The organism is Brakhagea slesvicensis, assembly GCF_052161625.1.
Lineage (GTDB): Bacteria > Planctomycetota > Planctomycetia > Pirellulales > Pirellulaceae > JBKCUI01.
Genome location: NZ_CP197412.1, coordinates 4463056 through 4486593, shown reverse-complemented (window position 1 = coordinate 4486593; position 23538 = coordinate 4463056). Strand labels below are relative to the sequence as shown.

Genomic DNA, 23538 nt, shown 5'->3' with positions numbered 1-23538 from the left:
TCGGCCTCGCTGATCGCCAGCGTTCTGTCTTTTAAGCAAAATGATGCAGAATTCAGTTGCAATCGATACCAGACCCTGGTCCAATTTTGTTCGTAGCGTCACGAAGGAGTAGAGTGCGTGAGTAAGAAACGGCGAAGAGTTCTAGTTCCACAGAAACGAGCCGTGTCAGTAGCTCTGCAGCAATCTCGCCGAAGGGTCTTGCTCCCTGTCGTTGCGGTTGCTTTGGCTGCGATTCTTGCAACGACCTTTTTCTTCGCTAGTCCTCGCGCTAAGCCACGTGTAGGTACACACAGCTCTGCTCACAAAAAACACATCCAGCGTTCAGTGACCTTGTCTTGATGTCGGAAGAAGAGCTGGCAAAGCAGGACATAGCTTTGTTGAACCTTCGATCAGCCGAAGGATTGCCTGGATCGGAAAACTTGGATGTGAGCAATACGCTACATGAACTTGCTGGATGGGCGAATCGGGTACGTGTCGAGACAGATCGTAACTTTCACCAGTTCATCAAGAAGCCTGGCGAATTTCAAAACTCGGAAGCTTATTTCCGAATGCTTTTGCTCGTAACCGTTCTGCAACAAGATTACGGTGTTCATTACAACACGGCTCGGGTGAAGGATGTCGACTTCACGAAGTCAGAAGATCTTTTCATTCACGGGATGATTGGAAGTAAGAATGGCGGAACCTGTGTTTCAATGCCTGCGTTGTACACTGCGGTCGCAAGACGGCTTGGATACCCTGTATTTCTGGTAAATGCGAAGGAGCATGTCTTTTGTCGTTGGGATGGTCGCGGAGAGCGACTGAACATCGAGGGTACGAACCAAGGGATGAACAGCTTCGAGGACAAGCACTATATGTCTTGGCCTCATCCGATTTCTCAAGATGAAGTGGAACACGGCCACTGTTCCCGTAATCGGAAATGTCACGGCAACTGTGAACATTCGGACTGTATCACAATCAAGACTTCAGGTCGGTGTTTGCATAAAAAACAATTGTCCTTGTCCACCATCCTTGCCTGACGTAAACGTCGATCAATTCATTGATCGAAGTGACAGCGTCATTGATGGAAATGCACTCGAGGATTTTATAAACCTTTTTTGAGAATATGACATGTCCTTTTCGAATACCATTAGAAGCCTGTTGTTTGTCTCGTTTTTTTCGAGTCTAAGCTATGGGCAAACTGAGTTGCTCTCTCAGAGCGAAATAGCTTTCTTCACTAAATTCAAGCTCAATTCGGATCTTGAAAAGGCAAACGACGAGAAGAAGGTGAAAATCATCGGAGATTGGCTGTTGGGCGATACCCCTCATCCAGAACAGATTCACTTTATTTCGCTAGACTATAGTGTCGCCTCAAAGGATCAAATTCAGTTTGAACGCGAAGTGATAAATTCAGCGAAGGACTCACGGGGGACATTGCTTTCTTCAATTCGAGTTCCTTGGAAAAAGGATTATGCGCAGATTTCGTTCAACTTAGTTGCTATCTGTGGCGACGAAAGCTCTGCTGATGATCTACTGGTGGTGCATCGAGTTTTTACCAATGAGACTGGAGAATGGTTGGAAAGACGTCGATTAGAACGAGTTCAAAAGGACAAATGATTCGTAGCCAGCTACGAGCATGAACTCACGGAGAACGACCGGCGCATGATAACCAAACTTATTGGTGCTTCGAACCCGCCATTGGATGGAAGCAAAGACAGAAATCGGGTAAGGATGCCCGTCGCCGGGCACCCTCCCCACACCAGCGATTGACTCACCCCTCCACCATCACCTTCGGCACGCCGGCCGCCTTTGCGAAATCATCCTCAGTAACCAGCAAGTAACTCTGCTGTGCGATCCGTGGTGAGTTACCAAGCCAAGAGCAAACTACATGCAACGGAAACTCTCGCTGCAGTTCTGTTTGCCGGCTAGCCCGCATCGAGTGGAACAATCGTGGCCAACCCGAGACTCCGGCGCGGCGCAACAGTCGCGTCATCTCGGTCCGTAGGTTCGATTTCTTCCAACCCATCGCTGTGTCGGCGGCAGCTCGATATTGTGGAGCGGCAACCACAAACTCGCTATTGTCGCCGAAGATCTCGAAGGCTTCGTTGAGGGTAGGGTGAAAAGAGTGCCGCTTCATCACGCGCAGTGGGATCGGAATAACTCTGCGATTTCCCGTTTCCCAATTTGGCCAGCAGTGGTCTTCAGCACAAGATCAACAAGTTCGTCATCGTTTGCGATTAAGCTTTTGTCGTTAATTTCCAAAAATATCAACGCTGCTTCCAGACCTACACGTTTGTTCCCATCGACGAACGGATGATTCATCACCAGATGATAAAGGTAAGCGGCAGCCATTTCAAAAATGTCTGCGTGCAAGTACTGACCGCCGAAGCTTGCCTCGGGTTGAGCGATGGCAGATTCAAGCAGACCGATATCTCGGATACCGTGACAGCCACCGTAGGTATCGATTTGATTTAGATGAGATTCCAGGATGTCATCCAGGGTTAGGAACACCACGGGCTATCACTCCGCGAGTTTTTTGAAAGCCTTGGAGTGCTTCGAATTCACCTTGGCTCGTGCAGCGCGAACCTTGGCTTTCTTGTCGTCAGAATCGACAGGCGCGATCCGAATGGACTTGCCATCGGTAGTCAATTCGACTTGGGACTCAGGTGCGATTTTGAGCAAATCCAAGATGGGACGATCGATGACAACCGCCCAGCTGTTTCCATGTTTCACCAAATTCTTGATCATCGCCTGCTCCCCAGCTAGAATCGAACGTAATGGTCGACCAATGTAAGTACATAATTGCTTTTAAGCTCCCCGAAGTCAAGGAACTTCCGTCATTCCCTAGCGACGGCTGAGACGATCGACGACCCACCCTGCTCCTTGCGATTCCACAGCAACTGCCTTACGAACTCTTCAAAAGCATTGGGAAAACACTCAGAAGTTCGGCACCTGTCCTCTCCACTCAAAAACCCTGGTTTTCCCAGTGTTTTTCGCATTTCTGGGCAGTTCCTTTGGAGTTCTGTAGCGACCATGCGGGCTCGGTGCATGGCGGACCGCGTGGTTGCATTTCGCGTCGCGCACCCCAAATCGAGTCGTTTTTCGCGTCGCGCGACTCGCTAAAATACTGGGGTTTTGCATCGCCCCCGAAGGCCACATCCGAGCTAGCGGAGGTGGTAGGATTCGAGCTGGGTTGCTTTGGGTCTTTACACCGTTAGCTAATTCTTTTTCGCTGACGCCTTACGTTCCGAATCAATCAAAGAACAAGCCACGACAGCGGTATTGCCTAGATTGGAAGGCTGGGCGGTCTGGTTCATCTCCTGTCATTTAGTATCCTGAAACGAGCGAACTTTCCACTAAACATGGACTTGGACGGGAAGAACATTGCGCCTAACGGGATTCCCTGATGAGTTACTCCAAAGTCACAATCATCGATCCTCAAAGTTGAATCCAAACTTTCTAAGATCTCATGGATCTTGGTACCAGTAAAACCATGCCACTTCCTCATCCACAGCCACTTTGCGATTGGATTACTCAGCTATGGAATATCACATTGGGCGCACGCGTTCGAAACGATATGGCTTGGATCGTAGGTCCGCGTGGCCGACCAGGTATAATCGACGGGGCCGTTTTAGATCAACTTGCGGCTCAAGAGAATCTCATCATCGATGTGGTTGAGCGTGACGGAGGGCTGCTGGAATCATTTGATTTTCTCGCAGGCGCAAAGGCACGACTTCATCCGGACGTTGCGAAGTTCTATTTGCATACCGCCCGTTACAAATTGAATGTGTGGACCGCGTGGCGTCCAGGGTGGCGGGGATTCGCTTGGGCTGTCGATTGGATGTTTGCTCGCCGAATCAAACAGCTTTCACTACCGCAGAACCCGCTTGAGACGGCGCGAGGCATCACGAGCGAGATTGTGGCGTTACGCGGCGAAGATGGACGAGCCAAGTATCGATTCTGGATACGTCGCTTACTACAAAGTGGACGGACAATCTACGTAGGTTGCTACAGTTCTTTGGTTCTAAGCAACAAAACTCCATGCATCAAAGTAGTCTTTCCGTTACCGTATGGATCTGCGACCGTCATTTTGCAGTGTAGCGTTGAAGAAGATGGATCGCTACTGCTGAGATCACACGGAACTCGGCCGGGCGAACCTGGGTTTTACTTCGTGGTAGAAGATCGATCGGGTGAGCTTTGGTATCATTATTTAAGGAGATTTACCGAACAGATACGCGTCTATTCTGATGGAGTGGGCGGAATTAGGGCTGACCATTCGATGAGTCTATTCGGAGTGCGTGTCTTTGAGCTTCACTACCATGCCGAAAACCAAACACCCAGTGGCTAATGCCGATCCATCACGGCAGGAACGCCGATCGGTCATCGACGACATCATCCCGATCATCCAGCGCTAGTTTCCTATGTTTGCTCCGATTGTCTTGCCAGTTCAGGTAACCTTCTTGGTGATGGCAATTCTTGCCATGGTGCTTTCTGTTGTATTGCGACGGTTCACCAAAAACCACTTATTTGTTACTTTCATTTGGCGCCCAGATAGTACCAGCCATTGGCGCTTCAAACGGTACCAGTTGAAGCAAGGAGGCTCACGAAGTTTCCTGGAGTGGTTCTTCTTCACAGAATCTCACTTCGGGCGGCATCGTGGTATATCAACTGGGTATGGATAAATCATTAGCTATCAAGCAGTTACGTCAACAAGGCCTCAGTCAGAGAGCCATTGCAATCACTCTTGGAGTGTCTCGGGGCGCCGTTATCCGGCATTTGGCCGAATTGGCCTCGGATGACGCGAAAGCGCCAACCGGCTCGGAGTCTCCAAACAGTACCAAAGTGCCAACCGGGTCGGACACCTCGTCAGCGACCTCTCGAGCTTCACGGAGCAAGTGTGAGCCGTTTCGGGAAGTGATTCTGGAAATGCTAGAGCGAGGACTGGATTGCCAGAGGATCTTTCAAGACCTTCAATCCGATCATGGCTACTCGGGAAAGTACTGGTCGGTACATCGATTTGTCCGTTCGCTTGGGAACGGCCAGCCACTTCCCTTTCGACGCATCGAGGTCGAAGCCGGATACGAACTGCAGGTTGACTTTGGGGCGGGGAAGCCTTGCAAAGATCACACCGGAGCGATGCGTAAAACCTACATCTTTCGCGCTGTTCTTAGCCACTCGCGAAAGGGGTACACCGAGGCCATTACGCGCCTCACAACGGAGAATTTTATTCGGTGTTTAGAGAACGCATTCTGGAGGCTCGGTGGTGTTCCTAAAACGGTTGTGTTCGACAATGCCAAGTGCGCTGTTCTCAAGGCCGATTGGTACGATCCCGTCCTGCATCCAAAGATTCTCGAGTTCTGCAAGCACTACGACTTCGCGTTTCTACCGACGCGTCCCGCAACACCTCGGCACAAAGGCAAGGTGGAACGAGGTGTAGACTACGTACAGGAGAACGCTCTTAAGGGAAAAACGTTTGATACCCTTCAACAACAGAATGAGCACTTGGAGCATTGGGAAAAGACCGTAGCCGATACTCGCATCCACGGCACAACCAAGAAGCAGGTTTCGCAAGCTTTCGAAGCGGAAAAGCCATTCCTTGGAGCTCTGCGACCAGATCGCTTTCCTTTCTACAACGAAGAGAAGCGACGAGTCACGCGCGATGGCCATGTGGCCGTTCAAGGTGCATTCTACTCGGTAGATCCTGAGTACCTTGGCTACGATGTTTGGGTGCGATGGAATTCGCAGGTCGTTCGCATCCTCAATCATCGCATGGAGCAGATCGCATTGCATTGCACCCTCGATCGTGGACGCTTCAGCACTCACGCAGAGCACATCGATCCACGCAAAACTCATGGGATCGAACGTGGTGTCGAGTACTTGCTCAAAAAAGTAAGGTTTTTAGGGGTATGCGCAACGCGTTGGGCTGAATCCGCGATCGCTGAACGTGGTGTGATGGGATCCAGAACCATTCAAGGGCTATTGAGCCTCTGTCAAAAGTACGAGGCCAGTCAAATCGATCGAGCCTGTGACGTTGCATGGAGGAGCCAAGCCTTCAGCTATCGAGTGATTAAGAACCTGCTTGAGAAGGAAGCACAAGCAGTGCAAGCAACCATGGAGTTCATGGAGGAACATCCGATGATTCGCCCAATGTCGGAGTACGGCGGTTTTGTAAAACAATCAATTCAAGGAAGATCACAACAATGACAGATGGACTTACCACAACACTGAAGAAACTTCGTCTCTCAGGCATGGGAGACTCGCTTGAGATACGGCTCCATGAGGCGTCTTCTCGAGGGCTCAGTCACAGAGAGTTCCTTGAGCTTGTGCTTCAAGATGAGCTCATGGTTCGCGATAGTCGTTTGATAACGAGGCGGATCGCTAGTGCATGTTTCCGCGATGCCAAGCGATTGGAGGACTTTGATTTCGCATTCAATCCCAAGATCAAAAAGAGCGATGTATTCGACTTGGCAACCTGCCGCTTCGTCCGTGAGCGACGAGACGTGCTATGGCTCGGCCCACCAGGTACGGGCAAAAGTCATCTATGCCAAGCGATAGGTGCCTGTGCGATCCGTTGTGGTTTCACGGTCTACTATCGCTCGATTTTCGACTGCGTTCGTGACTTCCTTCAGGACGAAGCGTTGGAGGGCAATGAGCGCGTGCTACAGCGTTATCTGAAGCCCGACTTACTGATCATTGACGATATGGGGATGAAACAGTTGCCGAAGCGATCGGGAGAGTATCTCTTCGAGGTCATCATGCGTCGCCATGAGGTCCGATCAACGATGATGACGAGCAACCGTCCATTGGACGATTGGGGCAAGCTGATCGGCGATGTACCGAGTGCTTCTGCCATCTTGGATCGCTTCCTCCACCGAGCGGAGCTGATTCAAATCACGGGGAAAAGCTACCGCTTGGATAAAACCGGAAAAAGTGCAAATAGTACCAAAGCGCCAACCGGGTCGTCGGCCGAAAAATAGAGTGTCAAACGGTACCAGCATCAAACTGGATGGAATCTAACCAAAAGTGGTACTGTTTGAAGTGCAAACGAGTGGTACTGTTTGAAGCGCCAAATGACAGTTTCACTGTTGCTCATGGCTGGCATACTCATTTCCGGCTTACGCCGCTGTCGCAATGTGGCGTAAAAGGCTATGGATGCCCGTTGCTGGGCACCCTCTCAACGCTACCGAATTCTTGCACTTGCGAAGCTGTCGTTTGGTATGCTCATTCTTCTAGGAATTTCTACCTCGCATGAAGGACTTGAACCACATAACCAACGCCCATCCTCATAATTAACGCCCACGGCGGGCGCGCCAATGCGATGTGCCTAAATCGCGGATCGACGATGGCTCCGTGGTGAGTTTTTTGGCCGCGACTGCGGTGACCGCCGCCTGTCGTCCTGAAAACGTATTCCAATTCGAAGAATGGGCTGACCATCAATTGACAGAAGACGTGATTGCAGACCTTACGAAAATTGAACAACGAATTCTGGCCGGAAACTTGGCGTTTGATTTTCAAAACGACATATCCAATGCGGAAACGAAACTGTTCGAGCTGGAAAATGTGAAGGCTAGTATTTTGCTTTCGAAACTCAGTTTGATCCATATGGTCGAGATTGGGATTGCTAACGCAAAAGATCCCAAGATTGCTCGATTACTAAAGACAAACCCAGCGACCAGAACTCAGGATTTCGCACCACTTTTGGCAAGGCTGATTGCCGAAGTTCGTAGCGGAAATCCAGGATAATACAATTGAAGGAATCAGATAACGAGTCCCTTTGCCGGGTATTCTCCCTACGTCACTGTGCTGTACCGTGCCCTCAAAGTTGCCATTTGGTATACTGCTCCAGTCAGGTGTCCTAACTCGCGCATGAGACTTGAACCCAACTAACCAGCGCCCGTTCCGTGCGTTGACGCGGTGCATCGAAGCCACCGCTGGTGCGTTCCTAACTTTTGTCAACGTGGTCTGCGGCGGCATCGGCGACCACGGTCGTTCTGCCACTGAGATGAACCCAATCGCTTACGACGACCGCCGAAAGCTCCGTGATGCCGTTATCGCCTATATGAATGGCACCATTAGGACCTACAGATTCGATGACTTAAACTGCGAATGCATGGACTCACGCGACGAAAGCGTTCGGCAAATTTCGAAACTGCTGTACCAGATTCACGACGACACTGTCGACCATCCAATTTCCGTATCTGAGAACACTTGGAAAACACTGACACGGATTGTTGCATTTCTCGACACCGATTTGGCTGCTGACGAAAAGATGGAGAACAACTTTTGGCCGTTTAAAGACGAAGATATACGGAATTCACATCCCACCAACATCAGCAAAACCATTATTCCTTCGTACAATCCTGAGATTCATGCGTTGCCGGTTCACGGCCCACTTAACCGAATTCCAGCGATCGTGGGTCTTGGTACAATCGCGTTGACCACTGTATTTTTGGCCCTAATCGTCTGGGGCGCAACAAAATGATGTGGCAGAAATCGACTAAGGCTCCGTAAAGCAATAACTGTCCAGTCTAGTCTTTTTTGTTCGGCTTGATTGTGTAGTTCCAGTCTCCGTGAAACTTGGCTTGGAAAATATTAATGTCAGCCATTTGTTGATCCGTAATCTTCAATGCCTTTTCGTACTCACGTTGATCAAGGAAGGCGTGTATTTCAAGCCCTTTCGCCGTCGTCGTTGATCCGATCAATTGAACAATTACCTCGTAGGTTTCCAGTGGGGTGCCTCGCCAGTTGCTTGTGATGTGGCAGAAGACACGGTGCTCAATTTTATTCCATTTGCTTGTTCCTGGCGGAAAGTGGCACACCTCAATCTCTAGGTTTGTTTTGTTCGCAAGGCGTTGCAGCTCATATTTCCATAGTCGATTTCTTGCACCATTGCTTCCGCCGCTATCGGCGGTGATCATCAAGCGGGTCGAGTTCTTGTGCCGCTTCTTGCCGAGGCGTCTCCACCATAGCTCGATCGATGCAACCGCAAACTGCGCGGTATCATGATTGATGCCGACATTCACCACAGCCTCGTTGGTCGTTATGTCGTAAACGCCATATGGCACCGCTTTGCCTTTTGCGGCATCTGGAAAGTCGTGCGTATCGACCGCCAGCGGTTGTCCTGACGGACGCCATGTCTGCCCCGCATTCTTCTTCTTTCCAAGGATTTCCTTCTTCTTGGTGTCTACTGAAACAACTGGCTGGGCACTTCGCTGAAACGCCTTTGCACGTCGATTGATGTATTGGAATTGTTCATCACGATCCGGATGGTCTTCGCCTTCTCGAGTCTTCCTGTTTGCTTGAAGACTGTACCCCGCGGCATGCAGCTCTTTTCCTACCGTCGGGGCGGTAATCGAAAAGCCGATCCGTTGCATCTCAGTAGCGATCGAGCGGGTGCTCTTGCATGTCCATAGAAGAGGTCCCATGGGGTCGCCACGAGTCGAAGGTGATACAATTTTTTCGATGGCGGCGCGAATCCCAGGCTGCCTCTGTTCAATCGTCGGACGTCCACCACCCTTTTTTCGTTGTCTGCCCGGTTGGACTTCAACGCCGCGTTCCAATTCCGCTAAACCACGTCGAATCGTCCTCTCGGAGATTCCTGTAGCCTCGGCAACCGTTACAATGCCGCCATAGCCGATTGCCCGTGCCTCGACGGCGCACCAAAGCCTTCGAGACCGTTCATTCAAGCTCGCACACATGTCGGTATACTTGCTTCTAATCCATTCAACAACATTTCGTTCCGTCATGCTGACAGCATGGCAGAAAACCCAATCGAGAATCAATACCAACTCCGGACAGTTATTTCTTTACGGAGCCTAAGGTTCCCCGTTGCCAGGCACCCTCCACGCATCACCGTACATGCTTGTGCTCTTAAGGTTGCCAGTTGGTATACTGATCTCCGCAAGCGCCCTGTTTCGCACAAGAGGACTTGCCCCCAGCTGACAACGCCATTGCAGGGTTTACACAGCGATGCACCGAAGTCGGCGGTCGGCTGCCGATTTCGTTCATCGTTTTTGGACTGCGACTTCGTGATCGCCACGCTTGTCGCTCAGCTCGTTATGCATGCGATTTAGTTATGGCAATCGACAATCCCTATCAATCACCAACACCTGAATCGTCGACCGAACTGCCAAAAGCTCCGGAAAACAGAAGGAACTGGATCAATTATTCGCCTGAATACATAGCCGCGTTTAAGACAGCACTCTTGATACAGGCTGTGCTTGCGGTGGTAACCCTGCTCGTTCTGGATTTCGGCAAAACACATCGGGCATTCTGGGTTGCCTTCCTTTGCCAGTGGGCAATGGTTTGGATCATACTGTTTCGACGGTCCGTGCACCCAACATGGTTGGATCTATTACTCGTACGTTATGGGATCATTCCATTACTGTTCGTTGTAGCAGGCGTAGGGCCGTGGTTCCTGCGTATAACCGCGACTTCAATAGACTCTACGCACCCAGGAACAATCGAGTTGATCGACATGGCTTCCATAGATCGCAACAAAGTCGTTCGCGATGCTGCCGCGAAATGCAAGCAGAAGGTCAAAGCTAGTTAAATCGGGTGACGCTTCCCGTCGCCGGGCAACGTTCCAAAACTGACTAGCACTCATTCCTCCGCCATGATCTTCGCCAATCCAGCTGCCTTGGCAAAATCATCCTCGGTGACCAGCAAGTAACTTTGCTGTGCGATACGTGGTGAGTTGCCAAGCCAGGAACACACCACATGCAGCGGGAACTCCCGTTGGAGTTCCGTTTGCCGGCTTGCACGCATGGAATGGAACAATCGCGGTCAGCCAGAGACGCCCGCGCGTCGCAACAGTCGTGTCATTTCGGAGCGTAGGTTGGCGTTCTTCCAACCCATCGCTGTGTTGGCAGCCGCTCGATACTGGGGCGCAGCGACCACATACTCGCTCTTGTCGCCGAATATCTCGAACGCTTCGTCGAGGATCGAACGTAGCTCCGGGAAGATCGGGCAGCTACGAATGCCACGGCCTTCGTGATGCGCGACTTTCGGCTCCGGGATGCTCATTCGATTCATTTCCCAATCGATGTCTTCCCAACGTAGCGATAGGGTTTCTGAGGGCGTACGAAGCCCACCGTAGCGACTCAGCCCCAAGATCACGCGCCACACCGGGCTGGCCTTCTTCATCAGCTTGTCGACGACCTCGCGAGGCACAAACTCATTGACCTTTACCGAGCTCTTCTGCGTCTTTACCTTGAGGAACGGGTTCTCGTCGATGATCTTCCAATCGACCGCATCGTGCATGAATTGGCGCGCGAACTGGATCCGTTTATGAATGGTTGTCGTGGCCATCCCCTTGGCCTTGAGTCGCGAAAACGAGGGAACCACGGTAACGATCCTGTTGCCAAGAGAAAGTCAGTAGGTACATCGAGATGAAAGCACTTGTGGTAGAAGACGATCCCACGATCGTCGATATGGTTGAGGATATTTTGTTTTCGCTGAGCTACGAGTTTGACGTAGCCACGAACCAGCAGGATGCCAAGGAGCTTTTGGCCAAGACTCAATACAGCTTTGTCTTATTGGATCTTCAGATCCCAACGAAGGCAAATCGAGGAGGCGCCGACAAGCAATAACGAATCGAATTCGTTCTCTTTTCGAATCCGTCTACTTTCTCCTCCTCAACTCTCTTTGCCTGGTAGCACCCGACCTTTTCGTCTTGGCAGCACTTCCCAGGGTTTTTGGTATTGCTGGAGAGTTCCCCTTTGTCTCCGAAGATCAAAGAACCACGGAACACGCAGAACACACCGAAGCAAGGCCACAACAATTCCACACTCCCTTTCCGTGTATTCCGTGTCGTCCGTGGTTCAAAAACCCAGACGACGCCACCCAGGATCATTTACCAAATTGGATTGACCTTCTTCATTCGAATTCCGGTGTGGATTCGTGGAAGGCTGGAAGGCGATTCAGGATAGCTATACATACTTCCCCATGCTTGCAGGTGCTGCGTCGTATTATGCGCTTGCACGAGTGGATTCGTGTCGAGGATACGAACCAATCTGGCGATCGAATGGGAATCGCAGCAGCGCTGGGATGCAGCCAAGCGACCGCGAAGCGTGAGCTCGACATCCGTCGCAGCACCGGAGCGATCGAGTTCGTTGGCCCAAGTAAAACAGGAACGTATCAGCTAGTGGATGGAAGCGAAAGTGTGAATTTGTCTTACCACGATTGACTTACATGTCTGCCCATGTCCCGGTGCATGGTTCGGTAATCTCGCACGAGTATTGTGGCTCGGCCGATGTATCTACATGCGGAGCGGGTACACCAACGGTGGTAAGTACGGACACGCGAGATCTGACTCACTTTGCGTATTCCAGAATTAGACTTCGGACGGAACATTTGAATACCCGAATCCGAAGAGATTGGGAGCACGATACCACTAGGCGATTGTCGAGAACTTGGGTTCATTTAAATGTTTGGTCTGCTGATGTCGGTGATGCTGTTCGAATAGCATTCCACAAAGAGTCCGCCAATTTGAGTGGAGCCTTTCTATCGGCGATAGCTTTGTACTGGTTGATAGTCAGGATATGTTTGGTAGGAGCTTGCCCCCAATCAGCTAAGAGAACCTGTACTTGCTCCGTAGGAATAAGAGTGTGGCCACGTACACGAACATCCCGAATAAATGCAATTCGATCAGTCGAAGGAATATGATCATTCGTGACACAGAATGATGGGAGGATGCCTGGATCCACAACGTAGGGGACCTTTTCGATTAGAAAGATCACAGGGCGCCCTTCGAAATGATCTCTGAGAACACCGATTCGGTAAGATGGTTGGTTTGGGTCGGCATACTCTCGGGCAATGGCCCAGCGATATCTACGAAATCTGACCTCTGCTTGTCGGGCACTAATGACGAGCGACAAGAAGAGAGCAAAGGTCGCCATTACAACAAAAATCAGCCGTGTTCCAAACTGAAGACGTCGCATTTTAGCGGACCATTCTCTTTTTGTGATCGAACGATTGGCATCAGCGATGGCAGATCAGTTGACGCTACGCAAGTCAATCCGGCTGATCGAGGGCTTCGTGTACATGCCATGGTTCGCATTATTCCCTAACCAATGAACCGGAGTTATCCGTTTGTACTGTTGCGGACCTCTTATACAACGATCTTACCAACCAAGCACAGTAGGCAAAACATAAAATGCCGAGTATTGCCATTAAGATCCAAACCAAGAAGATTTCACGCTCACTCAAAAGTGAACCGTGCTTCCCGTTTGGTCCTCGCTGCAATTGTGAAACTAGGAACAACGCCAATTCAACTAAACCGAAAATGATAATCGGACTGAACCATACAGCACGCGCCACAGAAAACCTGAAGCCAATTCGATCATGCGCTCGCAATGCAGGTATCGCGTCAGGTGGATCGTACGGATTTCTGTGATTGATTATTGCATCCCTCTTTTATGCGAACGCCTCCGATGACCCAGTGGGGGCAAGTAAGTTTTCCATCAGGAAGTGGCCGATCAAACGCTTCGGTCCATTGGATTGTTACTGCTTTTTCCTGAGATCAAGTACCACGCGAAAGCCGGTACTTTTTGTAGAAGCATAAGCATTTTGCCAGCTCCGTTTCTTTGCCTGAGCCCACATGGGGCCCTGTGTCCATGAACCGCCTCGGACTACCACTGGAACTACACGACCAACTACACCACTCGGTAGTTGGAGTGTCATCCTTGCATGGTACCAACTGTCGCGTAGTTCTTGAACATTGCCTCGCATATTGTATAGTCCGAGCAGATCAGGGGCTCCCTCAGTAGTTGCGCGTGGGCCAGTGCGGAATTCTCCCAAAGGGAGTTTGTCGGACTGTTCGTCGCCGAGTTGATGCTTTCCAACCCAAGAAACGGGCGACTCAAAAAGGCTGGGTTTCTCTACTCCATTGCAACCGAGTAGACAGCAGTACTCCCACACCGCCTCCGTTGGTAAACGATACTCACGACCCTCTAGTTTCGACAGCCACTTACAGAACTGAACACAGTCCTCTAGCGCTACGTAATTTACGGGATAAACCGACGTTTTCTCCGTGATTGGTTCTCTCTGGTCTGCTATTTCCGGATTACTAATCCGGTCTCGCCTGAGGTTTCTCTCGTACGAAGTAACGTACTCAGCTTCTTTGCAGAATCGATGATACGTATCAGCGGAGACTTCGTGTTGTTGCATCCAGAGTCCAGTATCCATTCGCATCTTTACGGTAAAGCCATCAATTACTTCACGATCTTTGGGAGAATCATGCGGTCCAAAGCTGAACTCACCACCCGGGACGCGGACAAAAGTCATCTGCAGACTATTCGTCATGGTCTCAAATTCTTGTGCACGACCGAGTCGTGCCTCGATCATCAGAACCACCAAACTAAGGCAAAGCGTTTTGAGCGTGAAACGAGTCATTGGTTTATTAACAGAGTGAAGCGAGTTTCGTTCTAAATGGTCTTGCAGTAACGCCAAAGTTGACCTAGCCTCCGCCAACATGGCTTCCATTTCGAAACGGACCGTTGGGGGCTTCGTTCCAACATTTGGTTCGCTGAAGGTCCGGAGACCGAATCGAACTCGACAACATTCTAGTGGCTGAACGCATCGGGGACAAACATCGCAAGGTACACGAGCAACGCAATCCAAATTACCACCATAATCGAATAGACGATTGCGACCTCGGAAATGAGCCGCACCAACGCGTAAACTGGCGATAATTTCGAGAAATGCCTTAGTCCAAACACGACAGAAACAAGTATTGCGATATACGAAAAGCCGGATCTCACAATGCCTCGCCAAATCCCCCGATGCCGATTGACGCGAAAACAACTAAAGACCGCATCGAGAACCAACCAGAAAAAAATTGTGTGAATGAGGGAACTAGTTAGTGGATCGCTTCGGTCCGTTGATGCCAAACTAGGAGTGTATCGATTCATCGAAATGGCATTCAAGGCTAAACGCGAGGTCAGCGAACGACCGCGATCACCCAGCCCGAGTGGTTGACTCAACGCAAGTCAAAGCGGCTCATCGAGAGCTTCGTCTGCAACCCATTGTTACACCGATTTATTGTCGAAGCAAGAATTTCATGAAGCCCCCAAGGATTGGACATATCGCACCAGTTGATTGATGTTGTCAGCAAATCTCGTTACGAAAGGTGGATCAACGACGCTGGTCTGGAATGCAAACCGCAGATGAAACGAAGACTCACGTTGAAGTAGCAAACGATTTCCAATATCCTCGGCTGGCCAGGGAAAATTATCGATTTCCGAAACGTCGGACACATCGCCCGCCACACAGGTTCCGGATCTCGCCCCGAAATGATGTTCGTATAATCTCAGTTGAAGGCCAACTGCGGCAATCGTCATATCAATAGCACGTCCCTATCTAAACGCGAGAACAGAATCGCTCAGTGATGCCAACGATCCGTAGTACGCATGGTTTGTACTGACGTTTATCGAAGGGCTACAGTTTGGACGATCAATTCGGACGGTCGTCGTCATGCCCAAAGCATCTGGACGTGCAAGAGTGGAAGATGTTGCGAGTAGAGAGTCCACAGTAATCTTCACTGCGCCGTCGAATCCTTCAAGAACAATCTCGTGAGGTTCAATCGGTTGCCATCCGTAATCGCTTTGCGACACAATGCTCTCTTAGGTGTAACTAGTAATTCTCCGGCGCATGCGCCGGAAAACAAAGTTCTAAGTATAGCGAATAGAATTGATCAAATGGGCTGTAAGGACCGTTGATTTGTGTGCCACCCTCCAAAACGGAATGCGTTGTCGTTTAGGATATTGGACGCCAAAACACCCTTCAGTCGCGTCAAAGGAGACTCTGACAGCCCGAGGCGCGTTGCCGCGGCTAGCCGCTGGCGTTATGGTGTAATGCGACGCAGGATCCCTGATCGCTGTACAGCATCTCGAATTATCCGGCGCTCGTGGTTGGCGTTGCTGCGGTAGCGTTTTTAGCGTCCATCGGCTGGGTAATCGTTGCCCGTGCGCCGTCTGCTTTTTCGGCGCGCGTCGTTTTTCGCGTCGCGCGGGGTAACGAAACTCGCCTTCCCTGGGGATTTCATGGGTTGTTCGGTTCCTGTCCTGTCCGAAGGACTGCTCTACTTTCCACTTTCTACTCACAAAACTTGTTCCCAGGGTTTCTCGCATTTCTGGGCAGTTCCTTTGGAGTTCGTGCCTATCCATGCCAGTCCATGCCTGCAGGTGCTGCGTCGTCTTGTGCGCTGCCTCGCCCCCTGGTGAGTCGTCCTGTGAGTCGCCAGAGTCGTCTCAAAACCTCCGTTTTCTCAGGGAAAACATGCTGTTTTGTAGTGGAGGTGCAGGATTCGAACTACTTGCGATAACGACCACGTTTTTGCATGACGGCCGGTATCCCGAGCTGATTCGCATATATCGTAAAGAAGAAAGTCGCTACCAATCCGATCAAAAGCAGATAGCACGTCCGCGCCGAGTGCTCGCTGTCAAGTTCAAGCACCCATCAACCTAGTGCCAAACCGACTAGTCCTAGCTACCTCCCTTTCTTGGACGCGTACGGCCAAGTATTCAGAAGGCCATCCGGTCTTCTTTACTTTCATGCGTCCCACTAGTGACCCAATGCCTGCCGCAACCGAGTCTACTCAACGGACGAAAACAGACGCTCGGCCTCAAGTTGCCATGAATCATTTTGCATCGCGAAGTCAAAAAACTCCCGCGATGGCAATGTGTTTAAAAGGTGCTCTATCAGTGTCACTATCGCAAACTCGCGATCGATCTCACTGTCTATGTATTTTGCACCAATTGTCAGATGTTTTCCCGGATATTTCACAGCTACAACAGCGAATGAAATACCCGATAGTTGTGGCGTATACGAATAGTTGAGCCGTAACACTATCCAACTCAATGCGGCCACTGAGATTGGACATTTTGCCGACCTATCGACCAAACTTCGAATGCAGTCTGGGTACAGCAGTTGATAGCCGTTGTTCATTTTTGCCAAATCTCAATTACGTCTACGCCAAGCTTCTTCAAAAGGTCGAGCTCTTTTGCGGTGAAATACCCGTTTGCCAAACCTTGGTTGAAACCATCAACGACAGGTGGCAGAGTGCTTGGGTCTGTTGCAAGGGCGAAGGCGTCTCCGCGGCGCCAACGCTCAAGTAGCCAATCCCTGTTCACCGACCAAGGCTCATCGTCTCCCAAGCCCGTCTTCCGCCACGTATCAATAATGTCTGCGGGAATATCATCAAACGCCTTAAGATCTTCCATACGTCCAATACAGGTAACGGTGTTATGCACGAGCAGCGCCAGACCACCAGCTTGGTACACATGCTCGCCATGCACTTCAATATTGTAAACCGGAAACGAGCAAGTGACGAGTGAAAGACATGAGACCTTCGCAATACCTCCCGAAGCTTGCAGAGTTTCTCCTTCGACAAGGTTGCCCAGCGGCGCCCAGACGTTGCGATCGACCGACCAGATGGGGTGGATTGGTGTGCCCTCGATGACTTCGATCTTTCCATCCGGGCCTATGATCTCGGCTCGGACTATCGAGTTGACTTCGCGAGTGGTGAGGCGCTAGAACTGACGCAAGACAAAATGCGCAAATCCAAGCTCAAGCCGGACATTAGCGCCGAACTGTTTCGAGCATCGCATGCTGGAATCTCTGCTGAGATGCCAATTAATAGCGGCGATACTATTCTGGTCATTTTAAGGTCCGACGGCCTTCTTCAGCTTATCCAACAGTGATACGAGCGGCTGAATTCGTTGCTGAATATCCATCTCGCCACGGTTAAGTCGTTCGTTGCCCGCATCGATTTGCTGCTCAATACACTTTGTTCGAAACATCCTCGTTGAGACTTTTTCGACCTTCGCCGCTTCTTCTACGAGGTCGCGATAAGGATTTGTATCGTACTCATCGCTCGCGCATACGCTGTAGATATCCTCGCAGCATCCCAAGCAGATATATGTATTACGATTCAACGGCCCGGGAACCCAACCGATGTCTTCGACATCGAGTGTTGACTGCGACTGACAGTAAGGGCACTTCGTTTGCTTCGTCTGAGAGTAGACCGACCGGCCATCCCGTTTCGATGGACGAATATGCTTCATCGTTTTATCCTTTACTACCAGGGTCGAATCGTAATCAGGCGCTTCGTAGCTGGATCCATGATGATTGCAATGCCGTTTCGGACGATCGCGATTGCGCCATCATCAGCATCCTCTATAACACCATTACGAAGGATGGATTCCAGATCGTTGAACGTACGCATCCCGAGCCTCTCAAGTCTACTATCCTTCAACCGAGTGTTGAAGTGGTTTGATAGTGAGACACCCGCGCCGTCGAACGCCTTTACGATATCCGCATGGGTTGCTTCGCGCAGTCCGTCTATCCGGACTGCGCCTCGGAATCTGAAGTCAGAAAAGTAAGCATTATGCACCAGAACGCTTAGCTCACCAACTTGATAAACATGCTCACCGTGGACTTCGATATTGTAGACGGCGGTGGGGTGGTTGAGGATGGTGACGCTGAGAACAATCGCAGGGCCCGCTTGCCCGAGGAGTTGTTCACCTTGCTGGAGTTCACCGAGTTCTACCCAATCGTCACGATCGACCGACCAGATGGGGTGGATTGGTGTGCCCTCGATGACTTCGATCTTTCCATCCGGGCCTAAGATCTCGGCGCGGACTATCGAGTTGACTTCGCGAGTGATGAACCGCGCCGTGACGACGGATCCTTCACCGGAAGCAATCCTTGGACAGGGTTTGATCGACGTGACATGCGCGAACCCGGCAACTTTCAACTCCGTAATGTTCAGCGGCAGCAGATGACCACAGCTTGAGCCACTCATCTTGCACTGGTTTGGGGAGCGAACTGCTGCGGCGAATAAAAGGGAAGCGGGCTGTAAAATTTTGTCTACAGCCATCCACGTGGTTGCTTCTCAAGCGTCTGCGTTTTCCTTCAAGAAATCTTCTAGTTTTTTGCGTGCATTTTCTACATACACGACAAGTTCTTCCGTGGGTACACACCGTTCGGGCGCGAAACCGGGCCATCGGGGAAATGCAGATTTTGCTTTATTCCAGAGCGGCTCCAGCGAAGAATTCGCCTCGCGCAAAATCAGGCCAGTTCGATAGTTTAACAAGTATCTAATGGCTTGCTCCTGCCGATCCGTTAGCGCAACTTTTGGTAACTCATCAGACCAAACTAGTCCGTCACAAACCCATTGGTACTCCCAGCGCGAATTAATGACCTTTGGCAACGAGTTGAATAAGGGAGTCATGGACTTGATGAGCTCATCTAATTCATCTGGCATGATTATCCTCATTGGAATACAATCTCAAAAATCTTTACCGGCGGTTGCGAGGGTATTATGTTCGGGATTTCACGAATAAACCGAGGGTTCCCTCCCAGGAACGGCTTGCCAGCCGCGATCGCTCTTTCGATGCTTTCTACGATTTTGGGGTTTACGACTTGACCTGTATCTAAAACTAAACTTGAAGCTCCCTGTGACTTTGCAAAATCAACGATCCTCGCGATGTCACCGTGCTTAATTGCATCGGTAAAAGAGACTCGTAGTCGTCCCACTCCGTCAACAATCTTCAAATCTTCCAGATACAAGCCTAATCGCTTTGCAGCTTCCAAGCACTCATCCGTAGCGTTATGGACCATCACGCCAAGCGCACCCACTTCATACACATGCTCGCCATGCACCTCGATATTGTAGACAGCGGTGGGCGACCAGAGGATGGTGACGCTGAGAACTGTCGCAGGGCCGGCTTGCCCGAGGAGTTGTTCACCTTGCTGGAGTTCACCGAGTTCTACCCAGTCGTTTCGATCGAGCGACCAGATGGGGTGAATGGTGGTCCCTTCAAGCACCTCAATCGAACCATCAGCGCCGAGGATCGCGACGCGGGCGATTGTGTCGACTTGACGGGTGACGAAGCGACCGGTGATGACGCTGCCGTCGCCGGAAGCGATGACTGGACAAGTTTCGATCGCCGTGACATGTGCGAAACCAGCAACTTGTAGTTCGGCAATGTTCAGCGGCAGCAACTGACCGGCTTGAATACCGTTCGCTTCGACCCACGCTCGCGGCCGCAGCAACTCTACATCGACCACACCACCATCCGTCCGTTCAACGGTGATCGAGATCTTGAGCCACTCATCTTGATCGGGCTCAGGCAGTGAGTCGTCGAACTCCCACGGTTTGGGATTCTTCGTCGGTACTCGCGCGCCCAGCGGCACTTGTTCGATCGGGGTAAGTATGCGTTTTGCGCTTACGGTGGAACTGTTTGAAATCGCCGTGCGATACCACTCGTCGCTTGACCAGATCTGAGATTCAAGTGAATCGTCAAACGGAAGTTCGGACAGCGTGACGAGCGTGCCTGAAACAAAACAACCTCCTTTAACGAACTTGGCAACCCAGTTTGCACACTTGCCCGCCTCGTCCACGGCCGTGGCGGCCTTGGATCCCCCTGCGGTCAAGAGCGCCATGACGCCCTCGCCGCCAGCAAACTTGCTCCAGCCGTGGGTATCGTCCCAGCCTCCAGGAGTACCGTATTCCTCCGTTACAAGATTGCGGCTCCAGTCAGGGCTCGGAATCGTTGGTATGCGAATTCTGTGATGCTCTGGAGTGCCTCGTGCATTGTCAATTCCATCGGCGATCAAGTTGGCACCTTGCACCGGCAAATTCGCAAGCCCTACGGCAGCATCTTGGACGCCGTTCACAACGTTCGCAGCGCCTTGCACAAGTCCCTTGAAGAATCCCGTAGTCACTCCCCAAAACATACTGGTTGGCTCGGATACACCTGGGATGTTTCCAGGACCACTGCCAGTTCCGCCACCGCCAGAACCTCCTCCGTACCCGCCGTATCCAGAGTCCCCATACCCGCTATTGTCTTCCTCTGATTCCTCGAATATTCCTAACAGCATCTCAAGCTCTTTCTCGCGCTGCATTCGTCTTTCTGGTCCACCATCGGTTGTGCCGGTGACGACCAAATTCAAGGAATCATCTCCTTCATATTGACTAGATTCGACCGTCGTGAAACCGCCGGAATCACCGGACGCACTCTCTGGATCAACACTTGCGGAACCTGTGATCGTCGTAGTATTCGTGATCTTACCGTTCAGCGACGCCGACCTAGTCCAGTCATATAGGATCGCGCATGCCAGGATGCAACCACCTGGGTTGTTATACTCGTAGACTGCCTCATCATCCGTGTAGTCGACCGAGAGGGAATTGACTGCTTCCACATCCATATTTACAACCAATGGCCCGTCACCGGCTCGCGAAGCTGACGCAGTTCCGATGACCTCGGAAATACTGCGTAGCTTCTCGTACATGTAGACAGAGCCTGTGCCGTTGAAAAAAACTTCGCTTGTCGCTTCAACGAGGTCTATTCTGTCCCAGTCCTCTATGTACTCTTGGACAAGTATCTCCCTACTAAAGCCGTAAATGTCGGAATCAAATTCTGATCCAACATTCTCCAAATTCGCTAGGCCAGTCACGTCACCCAGCGTACTTCCAGCGTTTTCCTGCGAATACCAGAGATTGCGAGTCCGCGTCATGCTTCCAGTTACCGAGTGATCACCGTACTGATCCTGGTAAGTCGTATCGACGACATCCTCCAACTGAGAGGTAAGGAATATCTCTATGAAATCATCAACGCCTGCATGAGATCCCCCTGTTACTTCCCCCTCCTGTTTTCCGTCGGTATCGTCGTGCGAGTACTCAATTTCTTCAGTGCCGAGAGTGATATCAACATGAAGTCCAGCGTCTGCTGTAGCGGAATCACTATCTTGCCCCTTCCAACCCGCGAAAAGCCGAACTGTCGTCGTTTCAGGTCCCAGCAGTGTAAGCACTTCTTCCGTTTCATTGAATACAAAGGTACCTGCCGCTTTCCCCGAATCTTCCTTTGCCCCGTTCATCTGATTCATTGCAGTTCCCAGCAGTGAATCGTAATTGCCATTTGTCAGCGTCGCTAGCAAGTTCACTGATCCAGCACTTACACCGCTTCGCCCGCTTGTTGAAGTGCCCCCGGATGCGGAGAGGGTTCCATTTCCGTCGATTTCCCCTAGATCGTCAATGCGTGCTCCAGGCAAATAGTCTTCATCATCAAGAGCGACACGGTATTCGGCAATGAGATCTTGTGGATTAGTTGGAAAAGAGACATCTGGGTACAAAGAAGCCATCACTGACTGAAGTGCGGCAATACTGGTGCCCGTTTGATTTTGAAATGCGATATTCCCTGTGGACGAAGTATTCTGCCATCCTGACAATCCAAGTGAAGTTCCGCTCGCATTGTAATCTATGTTTGCAGACAGTGATCGCGTAGTGTCATTGCTCGAATTCAAGCTGGGAGTGCTGCTAAAGCTATTCCCTCCGGAAGAGGAAACGGTTAGTTGTGAGGAATCGCTTACGGATAGATTGCCAGAATAATCATTCTCATAAAGCTGAGTTCCTCCGTGTATTTCCACATCGTACACTTCTGGTGCGTAGGCTGTTTCAACGGCAGTTGTTTCACTTAGTTCAATAGTGTCAGAATAGCTCTCATTGACGCTCCATTTCACCCCTGCTTCTGCTGGCGTGGTTATGCCGCGAGAAGCATGGAAAACAAGCGTGTAAAAACCGTACCGATCCGCAATGGACTGCTTTGTGGTATCAATATCCAACAGAAGGTCCTGATCGTCCTCAGGCGGCAGGTCCTCATCACCGCTATCGATTCTTAGTGACCGCAGGGTTGTTGCCTGTGAGTCCGTCGAATCATTCGAATTCGTCAGCCGAAACGACATGACGAAGATTTCGGTAATACTCCATTCAGTAGCGCTTACCCAGGTTTGGTCAACTTGTCGCACCCAGTTAAGCCCTGGCAACGTGAAGTCCGGGTTCATTAACGACGATGCGGTAAACAATCCGAAGCTCGTTATCTCGTTTCTGCCAGCCTGCTGCGACGGCGTAAAATCGTTTAGTGCGCCGGTGTAGGACGTGAATTCCAACTCGGGAAGGTCAAGCTCCGGTACGATTGATTCTGATGCGTCCTCTCCCTCACCCTCGCCTAATGGCAACGTCATCATCACTGAATTTGGGTGAATCTGTTCGCCATCAACTGTGCAATAAGCCCCCACCCATTGAACAGGTTGAGTCATGCGACCGTCAGACGGCACTCGTCGCGTGGCAGTCGATCCGATGTTGGCCCCTCTTTGATGAGCAATAGCACTAAGGTCAACAGTCGTTGCATTGGAAAATGCCATCGCTAGTGGGGTAGTGCTGCTTAGCGGTGTGATCGTGCGAAGGTTGTCAGGATCACTCAGATCCGGTGCGGTCGTAAAAGGAGATCGGATCAACTGGCGTTGCACGGATGAAGCAGCGAGGTTGCTTGGTGCGACAGAAGCCACAAGCTTGCTGCTACCACTCGATAGTGCACGGAGCTTGAGCGCGTTGTCTATCGCACTTTGGTGTTCAGCCGAGATTGGCTGCGCCCCCATGCTAGATATCTTGGATCCACTGATGCCGGTTGCTGATACTGGCCCTAGCAACGCAGTCGGATTTCCCTCTATATGTGCGCTCAATGAGGAAAGTACACCAGAGGTATCTGCAGCATAAACAAC

22 protein-coding genes are annotated in these 23538 nt (G+C 50.9%); 10 read left to right on the top strand and 12 right to left on the bottom strand.

What is annotated here, in order from left to right; genetic code table 11:
- Window positions 1-338: 338 nt before the first annotated feature.
- A complete protein-coding gene (locus SH467x_RS17040; RefSeq protein ID WP_482368302.1) occupies window positions 339-1016 on the top strand; it encodes a transglutaminase family protein in 678 nt (225 codons plus the stop codon).
- A gap of 91 nt (window positions 1017-1107) precedes the next feature.
- Window positions 1108-1593 carry a hypothetical protein gene (locus tag SH467x_RS17035; RefSeq protein WP_482368301.1) on the top strand — a complete coding sequence of 162 codons (486 nt, stop codon included), beginning with the start codon at window positions 1108-1110 and terminating at the stop codon, window positions 1591-1593.
- Between the two features lie 154 nt (window positions 1594-1747).
- Here the strand turns inward: SH467x_RS17035 and SH467x_RS17030 are convergent, their stop codons facing one another.
- Genes SH467x_RS17030 through SH467x_RS17020 form a run of 3 tightly spaced genes read right to left on the bottom strand, consistent with a single transcriptional unit; the run spans window position 1748 to window position 2724 of the window.
- Window positions 1748-2113: a hypothetical protein gene (locus tag SH467x_RS17030; RefSeq protein WP_482368300.1), complete on the bottom strand. Its 366-nt coding sequence runs from the start codon at window positions 2111-2113 to the stop codon at window positions 1748-1750.
- Window positions 2113-2490 (bottom strand): type II toxin-antitoxin system death-on-curing family toxin, encoded by a 378-nt coding sequence (locus tag SH467x_RS17025; RefSeq protein WP_482368299.1) that lies wholly within the window; start codon window positions 2488-2490, stop codon window positions 2113-2115. The genes SH467x_RS17030 and SH467x_RS17025 overlap by 1 nt, the downstream gene beginning before the upstream one ends.
- 6 nt (window positions 2491-2496) lie before the next feature.
- A complete protein-coding gene (locus SH467x_RS17020) occupies window positions 2497-2724 on the bottom strand; it encodes an AbrB/MazE/SpoVT family DNA-binding domain-containing protein (protein ID WP_482368298.1) in 228 nt (75 codons plus the stop codon).
- A gap of 745 nt (window positions 2725-3469) precedes the next feature.
- Here SH467x_RS17020 and SH467x_RS17015 point away from each other — a divergent pair.
- The 5 genes from SH467x_RS17015 to SH467x_RS16995 all read left to right on the top strand — a co-directional run bounded on the left by SH467x_RS17015 (window position 3470) and on the right by SH467x_RS16995 (window position 8458).
- Window positions 3470-4324 carry a hypothetical protein gene (locus tag SH467x_RS17015; protein ID WP_482368297.1) on the top strand — a complete coding sequence of 285 codons (855 nt, stop codon included), beginning with the start codon at window positions 3470-3472 and terminating at the stop codon, window positions 4322-4324.
- Window positions 4325-4650: 326 nt separating this feature from the next.
- Window positions 4651-6180: an IS21 family transposase gene (istA, locus tag SH467x_RS17010; RefSeq protein ID WP_482368296.1), complete on the top strand. Its 1530-nt coding sequence runs from the start codon at window positions 4651-4653 to the stop codon at window positions 6178-6180.
- Window positions 6177-6953 carry an IS21-like element helper ATPase IstB gene (istB, locus tag SH467x_RS17005; RefSeq protein WP_482368295.1) on the top strand — a complete coding sequence of 259 codons (777 nt, stop codon included), beginning with the start codon at window positions 6177-6179 and terminating at the stop codon, window positions 6951-6953. Before istA ends, istB begins: the two co-directional genes overlap by 4 nt.
- Window positions 6954-7326: 373 nt before the next feature.
- The gene (locus SH467x_RS17000; protein ID WP_482368294.1) at window positions 7327-7719 is read left to right on the top strand and encodes a hypothetical protein; all 393 of its coding nucleotides are present in this window, start codon (window positions 7327-7329) and stop codon (window positions 7717-7719) included.
- Window positions 7720-7849: 130 nt separating this feature from the next.
- Window positions 7850-8458 (top strand): hypothetical protein, encoded by a 609-nt coding sequence (locus SH467x_RS16995; protein ID WP_482368293.1) that lies wholly within the window; start codon window positions 7850-7852, stop codon window positions 8456-8458.
- A 46-nt stretch (window positions 8459-8504) separates the two neighbouring features.
- Here the strand turns inward: SH467x_RS16995 and SH467x_RS16990 are convergent, their stop codons facing one another.
- The gene (locus tag SH467x_RS16990; RefSeq protein WP_482367239.1) at window positions 8505-9722 is read right to left on the bottom strand and encodes an ISAzo13 family transposase; all 1218 of its coding nucleotides are present in this window, start codon (window positions 9720-9722) and stop codon (window positions 8505-8507) included.
- A gap of 329 nt (window positions 9723-10051) precedes the next feature.
- Here SH467x_RS16990 and SH467x_RS16985 point away from each other — a divergent pair, with 329 nt between their 5' ends.
- A complete protein-coding gene (locus SH467x_RS16985) occupies window positions 10052-10528 on the top strand; it encodes a hypothetical protein (protein ID WP_482368292.1) in 477 nt (158 codons plus the stop codon).
- A gap of 50 nt (window positions 10529-10578) precedes the next feature.
- Here the strand turns inward: SH467x_RS16985 and SH467x_RS16980 are convergent, their stop codons facing one another.
- Complete coding sequence (locus SH467x_RS16980) at window positions 10579-10743, bottom strand: hypothetical protein (RefSeq protein ID WP_482368291.1); 165 nt, start codon at window positions 10741-10743, stop codon at window positions 10579-10581.
- 18 nt (window positions 10744-10761) lie between these two features.
- On the bottom strand, window positions 10762-11322 hold the full coding sequence (locus SH467x_RS16975; RefSeq protein WP_482368290.1) for a tyrosine-type recombinase/integrase: 561 nt from the start codon (window positions 11320-11322) through the stop codon (window positions 10762-10764).
- A 44-nt stretch (window positions 11323-11366) separates the two neighbouring features.
- Between SH467x_RS16975 and SH467x_RS16970 the strand changes: the two genes are divergently transcribed.
- The gene (locus tag SH467x_RS16970) at window positions 11367-11567 is read left to right on the top strand and encodes a response regulator (protein ID WP_482368289.1); all 201 of its coding nucleotides are present in this window, start codon (window positions 11367-11369) and stop codon (window positions 11565-11567) included.
- 402 nt (window positions 11568-11969) lie between these two features.
- Window positions 11970-12122, top strand: a complete 153-nt coding sequence (locus SH467x_RS16965; protein ID WP_482368288.1) for a hypothetical protein — start codon at window positions 11970-11972, stop codon at window positions 12120-12122.
- Between the two features lie 1357 nt (window positions 12123-13479).
- Here the strand turns inward: SH467x_RS16965 and SH467x_RS16960 are convergent.
- The 6 genes from SH467x_RS16960 to SH467x_RS16935 form a co-directional block, all read right to left on the bottom strand.
- Window positions 13480-14262, bottom strand: coding sequence for a formylglycine-generating enzyme family protein (locus SH467x_RS16960; protein WP_482371388.1), 783 nt, complete (start codon window positions 14260-14262; stop codon window positions 13480-13482).
- A 2657-nt stretch (window positions 14263-16919) separates the two neighbouring features.
- On the bottom strand, window positions 16920-17258 hold the full coding sequence (locus SH467x_RS16955; RefSeq protein WP_482368287.1) for a hypothetical protein: 339 nt from the start codon (window positions 17256-17258) through the stop codon (window positions 16920-16922).
- Window positions 17259-17639: 381 nt separating this feature from the next.
- Window positions 17640-18041: a hypothetical protein gene (locus tag SH467x_RS16950; protein WP_482368286.1), complete on the bottom strand. Its 402-nt coding sequence runs from the start codon at window positions 18039-18041 to the stop codon at window positions 17640-17642.
- Between the two features lie 14 nt (window positions 18042-18055).
- Entirely contained in the window at window positions 18056-18856 is an 801-nt protein-coding gene (locus SH467x_RS16945) for a polymorphic toxin-type HINT domain-containing protein (RefSeq protein WP_482368285.1), read from the bottom strand.
- A 15-nt stretch (window positions 18857-18871) separates the two neighbouring features.
- Window positions 18872-19243, bottom strand: coding sequence for a hypothetical protein (locus SH467x_RS16940; protein WP_482368284.1), 372 nt, complete (start codon window positions 19241-19243; stop codon window positions 18872-18874).
- Between the two features lie 8 nt (window positions 19244-19251).
- Complete coding sequence (locus SH467x_RS16935; protein WP_482368283.1) at window positions 19252-23004, bottom strand: polymorphic toxin-type HINT domain-containing protein; 3753 nt, start codon at window positions 23002-23004, stop codon at window positions 19252-19254.
- Between the last annotated feature and the right edge of the window lie 534 nt (window positions 23005-23538).

What these genes read in the sequence shown, in the direction of transcription:
- SH467x_RS16935 (WP_482368283.1), bottom strand. Translation starts at nt 23,004, where the DNA reads ATGATGACGTTGCCATTAGGCGAGGGTGAGGGAGAGGACGCATCAGAA.
- istB (WP_482368295.1), top strand. Translation starts at nt 6,177, where the DNA reads ATGACAGATGGACTTACCACAACACTGAAGAAACTTCGTCTCTCAGGC.
- SH467x_RS17020 (WP_482368298.1), bottom strand. Translation starts at nt 2,724, where the DNA reads ATGATCAAGAATTTGGTGAAACATGGAAACAGCTGGGCGGTTGTCATC.
- SH467x_RS16970 (WP_482368289.1), top strand. Translation starts at nt 11,367, where the DNA reads ATGAAAGCACTTGTGGTAGAAGACGATCCCACGATCGTCGATATGGTT.
- SH467x_RS17030 (WP_482368300.1), bottom strand. Translation starts at nt 2,113, where the DNA reads ATGAAGCGGCACTCTTTTCACCCTACCCTCAACGAAGCCTTCGAGATC.
- SH467x_RS16940 (WP_482368284.1), bottom strand. Translation starts at nt 19,243, where the DNA reads ATGCCAGATGAATTAGATGAGCTCATCAAGTCCATGACTCCCTTATTC.
- SH467x_RS16985 (WP_482368292.1), top strand. Translation starts at nt 10,052, where the DNA reads ATGGCAATCGACAATCCCTATCAATCACCAACACCTGAATCGTCGACC.
- SH467x_RS17040 (WP_482368302.1), top strand. Translation starts at nt 339, where the DNA reads ATGTCGGAAGAAGAGCTGGCAAAGCAGGACATAGCTTTGTTGAACCTT.
- SH467x_RS16960 (WP_482371388.1), bottom strand. Translation starts at nt 14,262, where the DNA reads ATGACTTTTGTCCGCGTCCCGGGTGGTGAGTTCAGCTTTGGACCGCAT.
- SH467x_RS16980 (WP_482368291.1), bottom strand. Translation starts at nt 10,743, where the DNA reads ATGCGTGCAAGCCGGCAAACGGAACTCCAACGGGAGTTCCCGCTGCAT.
- SH467x_RS16945 (WP_482368285.1), bottom strand. Translation starts at nt 18,856, where the DNA reads ATGGCTGTAGACAAAATTTTACAGCCCGCTTCCCTTTTATTCGCCGCA.
- SH467x_RS16950 (WP_482368286.1), bottom strand. Translation starts at nt 18,041, where the DNA reads ATGAAGCATATTCGTCCATCGAAACGGGATGGCCGGTCGGTCTACTCT.
- istA (WP_482368296.1), top strand. Translation starts at nt 4,651, where the DNA reads ATGGATAAATCATTAGCTATCAAGCAGTTACGTCAACAAGGCCTCAGT.
- SH467x_RS17035 (WP_482368301.1), top strand. Translation starts at nt 1,108, where the DNA reads ATGTCCTTTTCGAATACCATTAGAAGCCTGTTGTTTGTCTCGTTTTTT.
- SH467x_RS16990 (WP_482367239.1), bottom strand. Translation starts at nt 9,722, where the DNA reads ATGACGGAACGAAATGTTGTTGAATGGATTAGAAGCAAGTATACCGAC.
- SH467x_RS17015 (WP_482368297.1), top strand. Translation starts at nt 3,470, where the DNA reads ATGCCACTTCCTCATCCACAGCCACTTTGCGATTGGATTACTCAGCTA.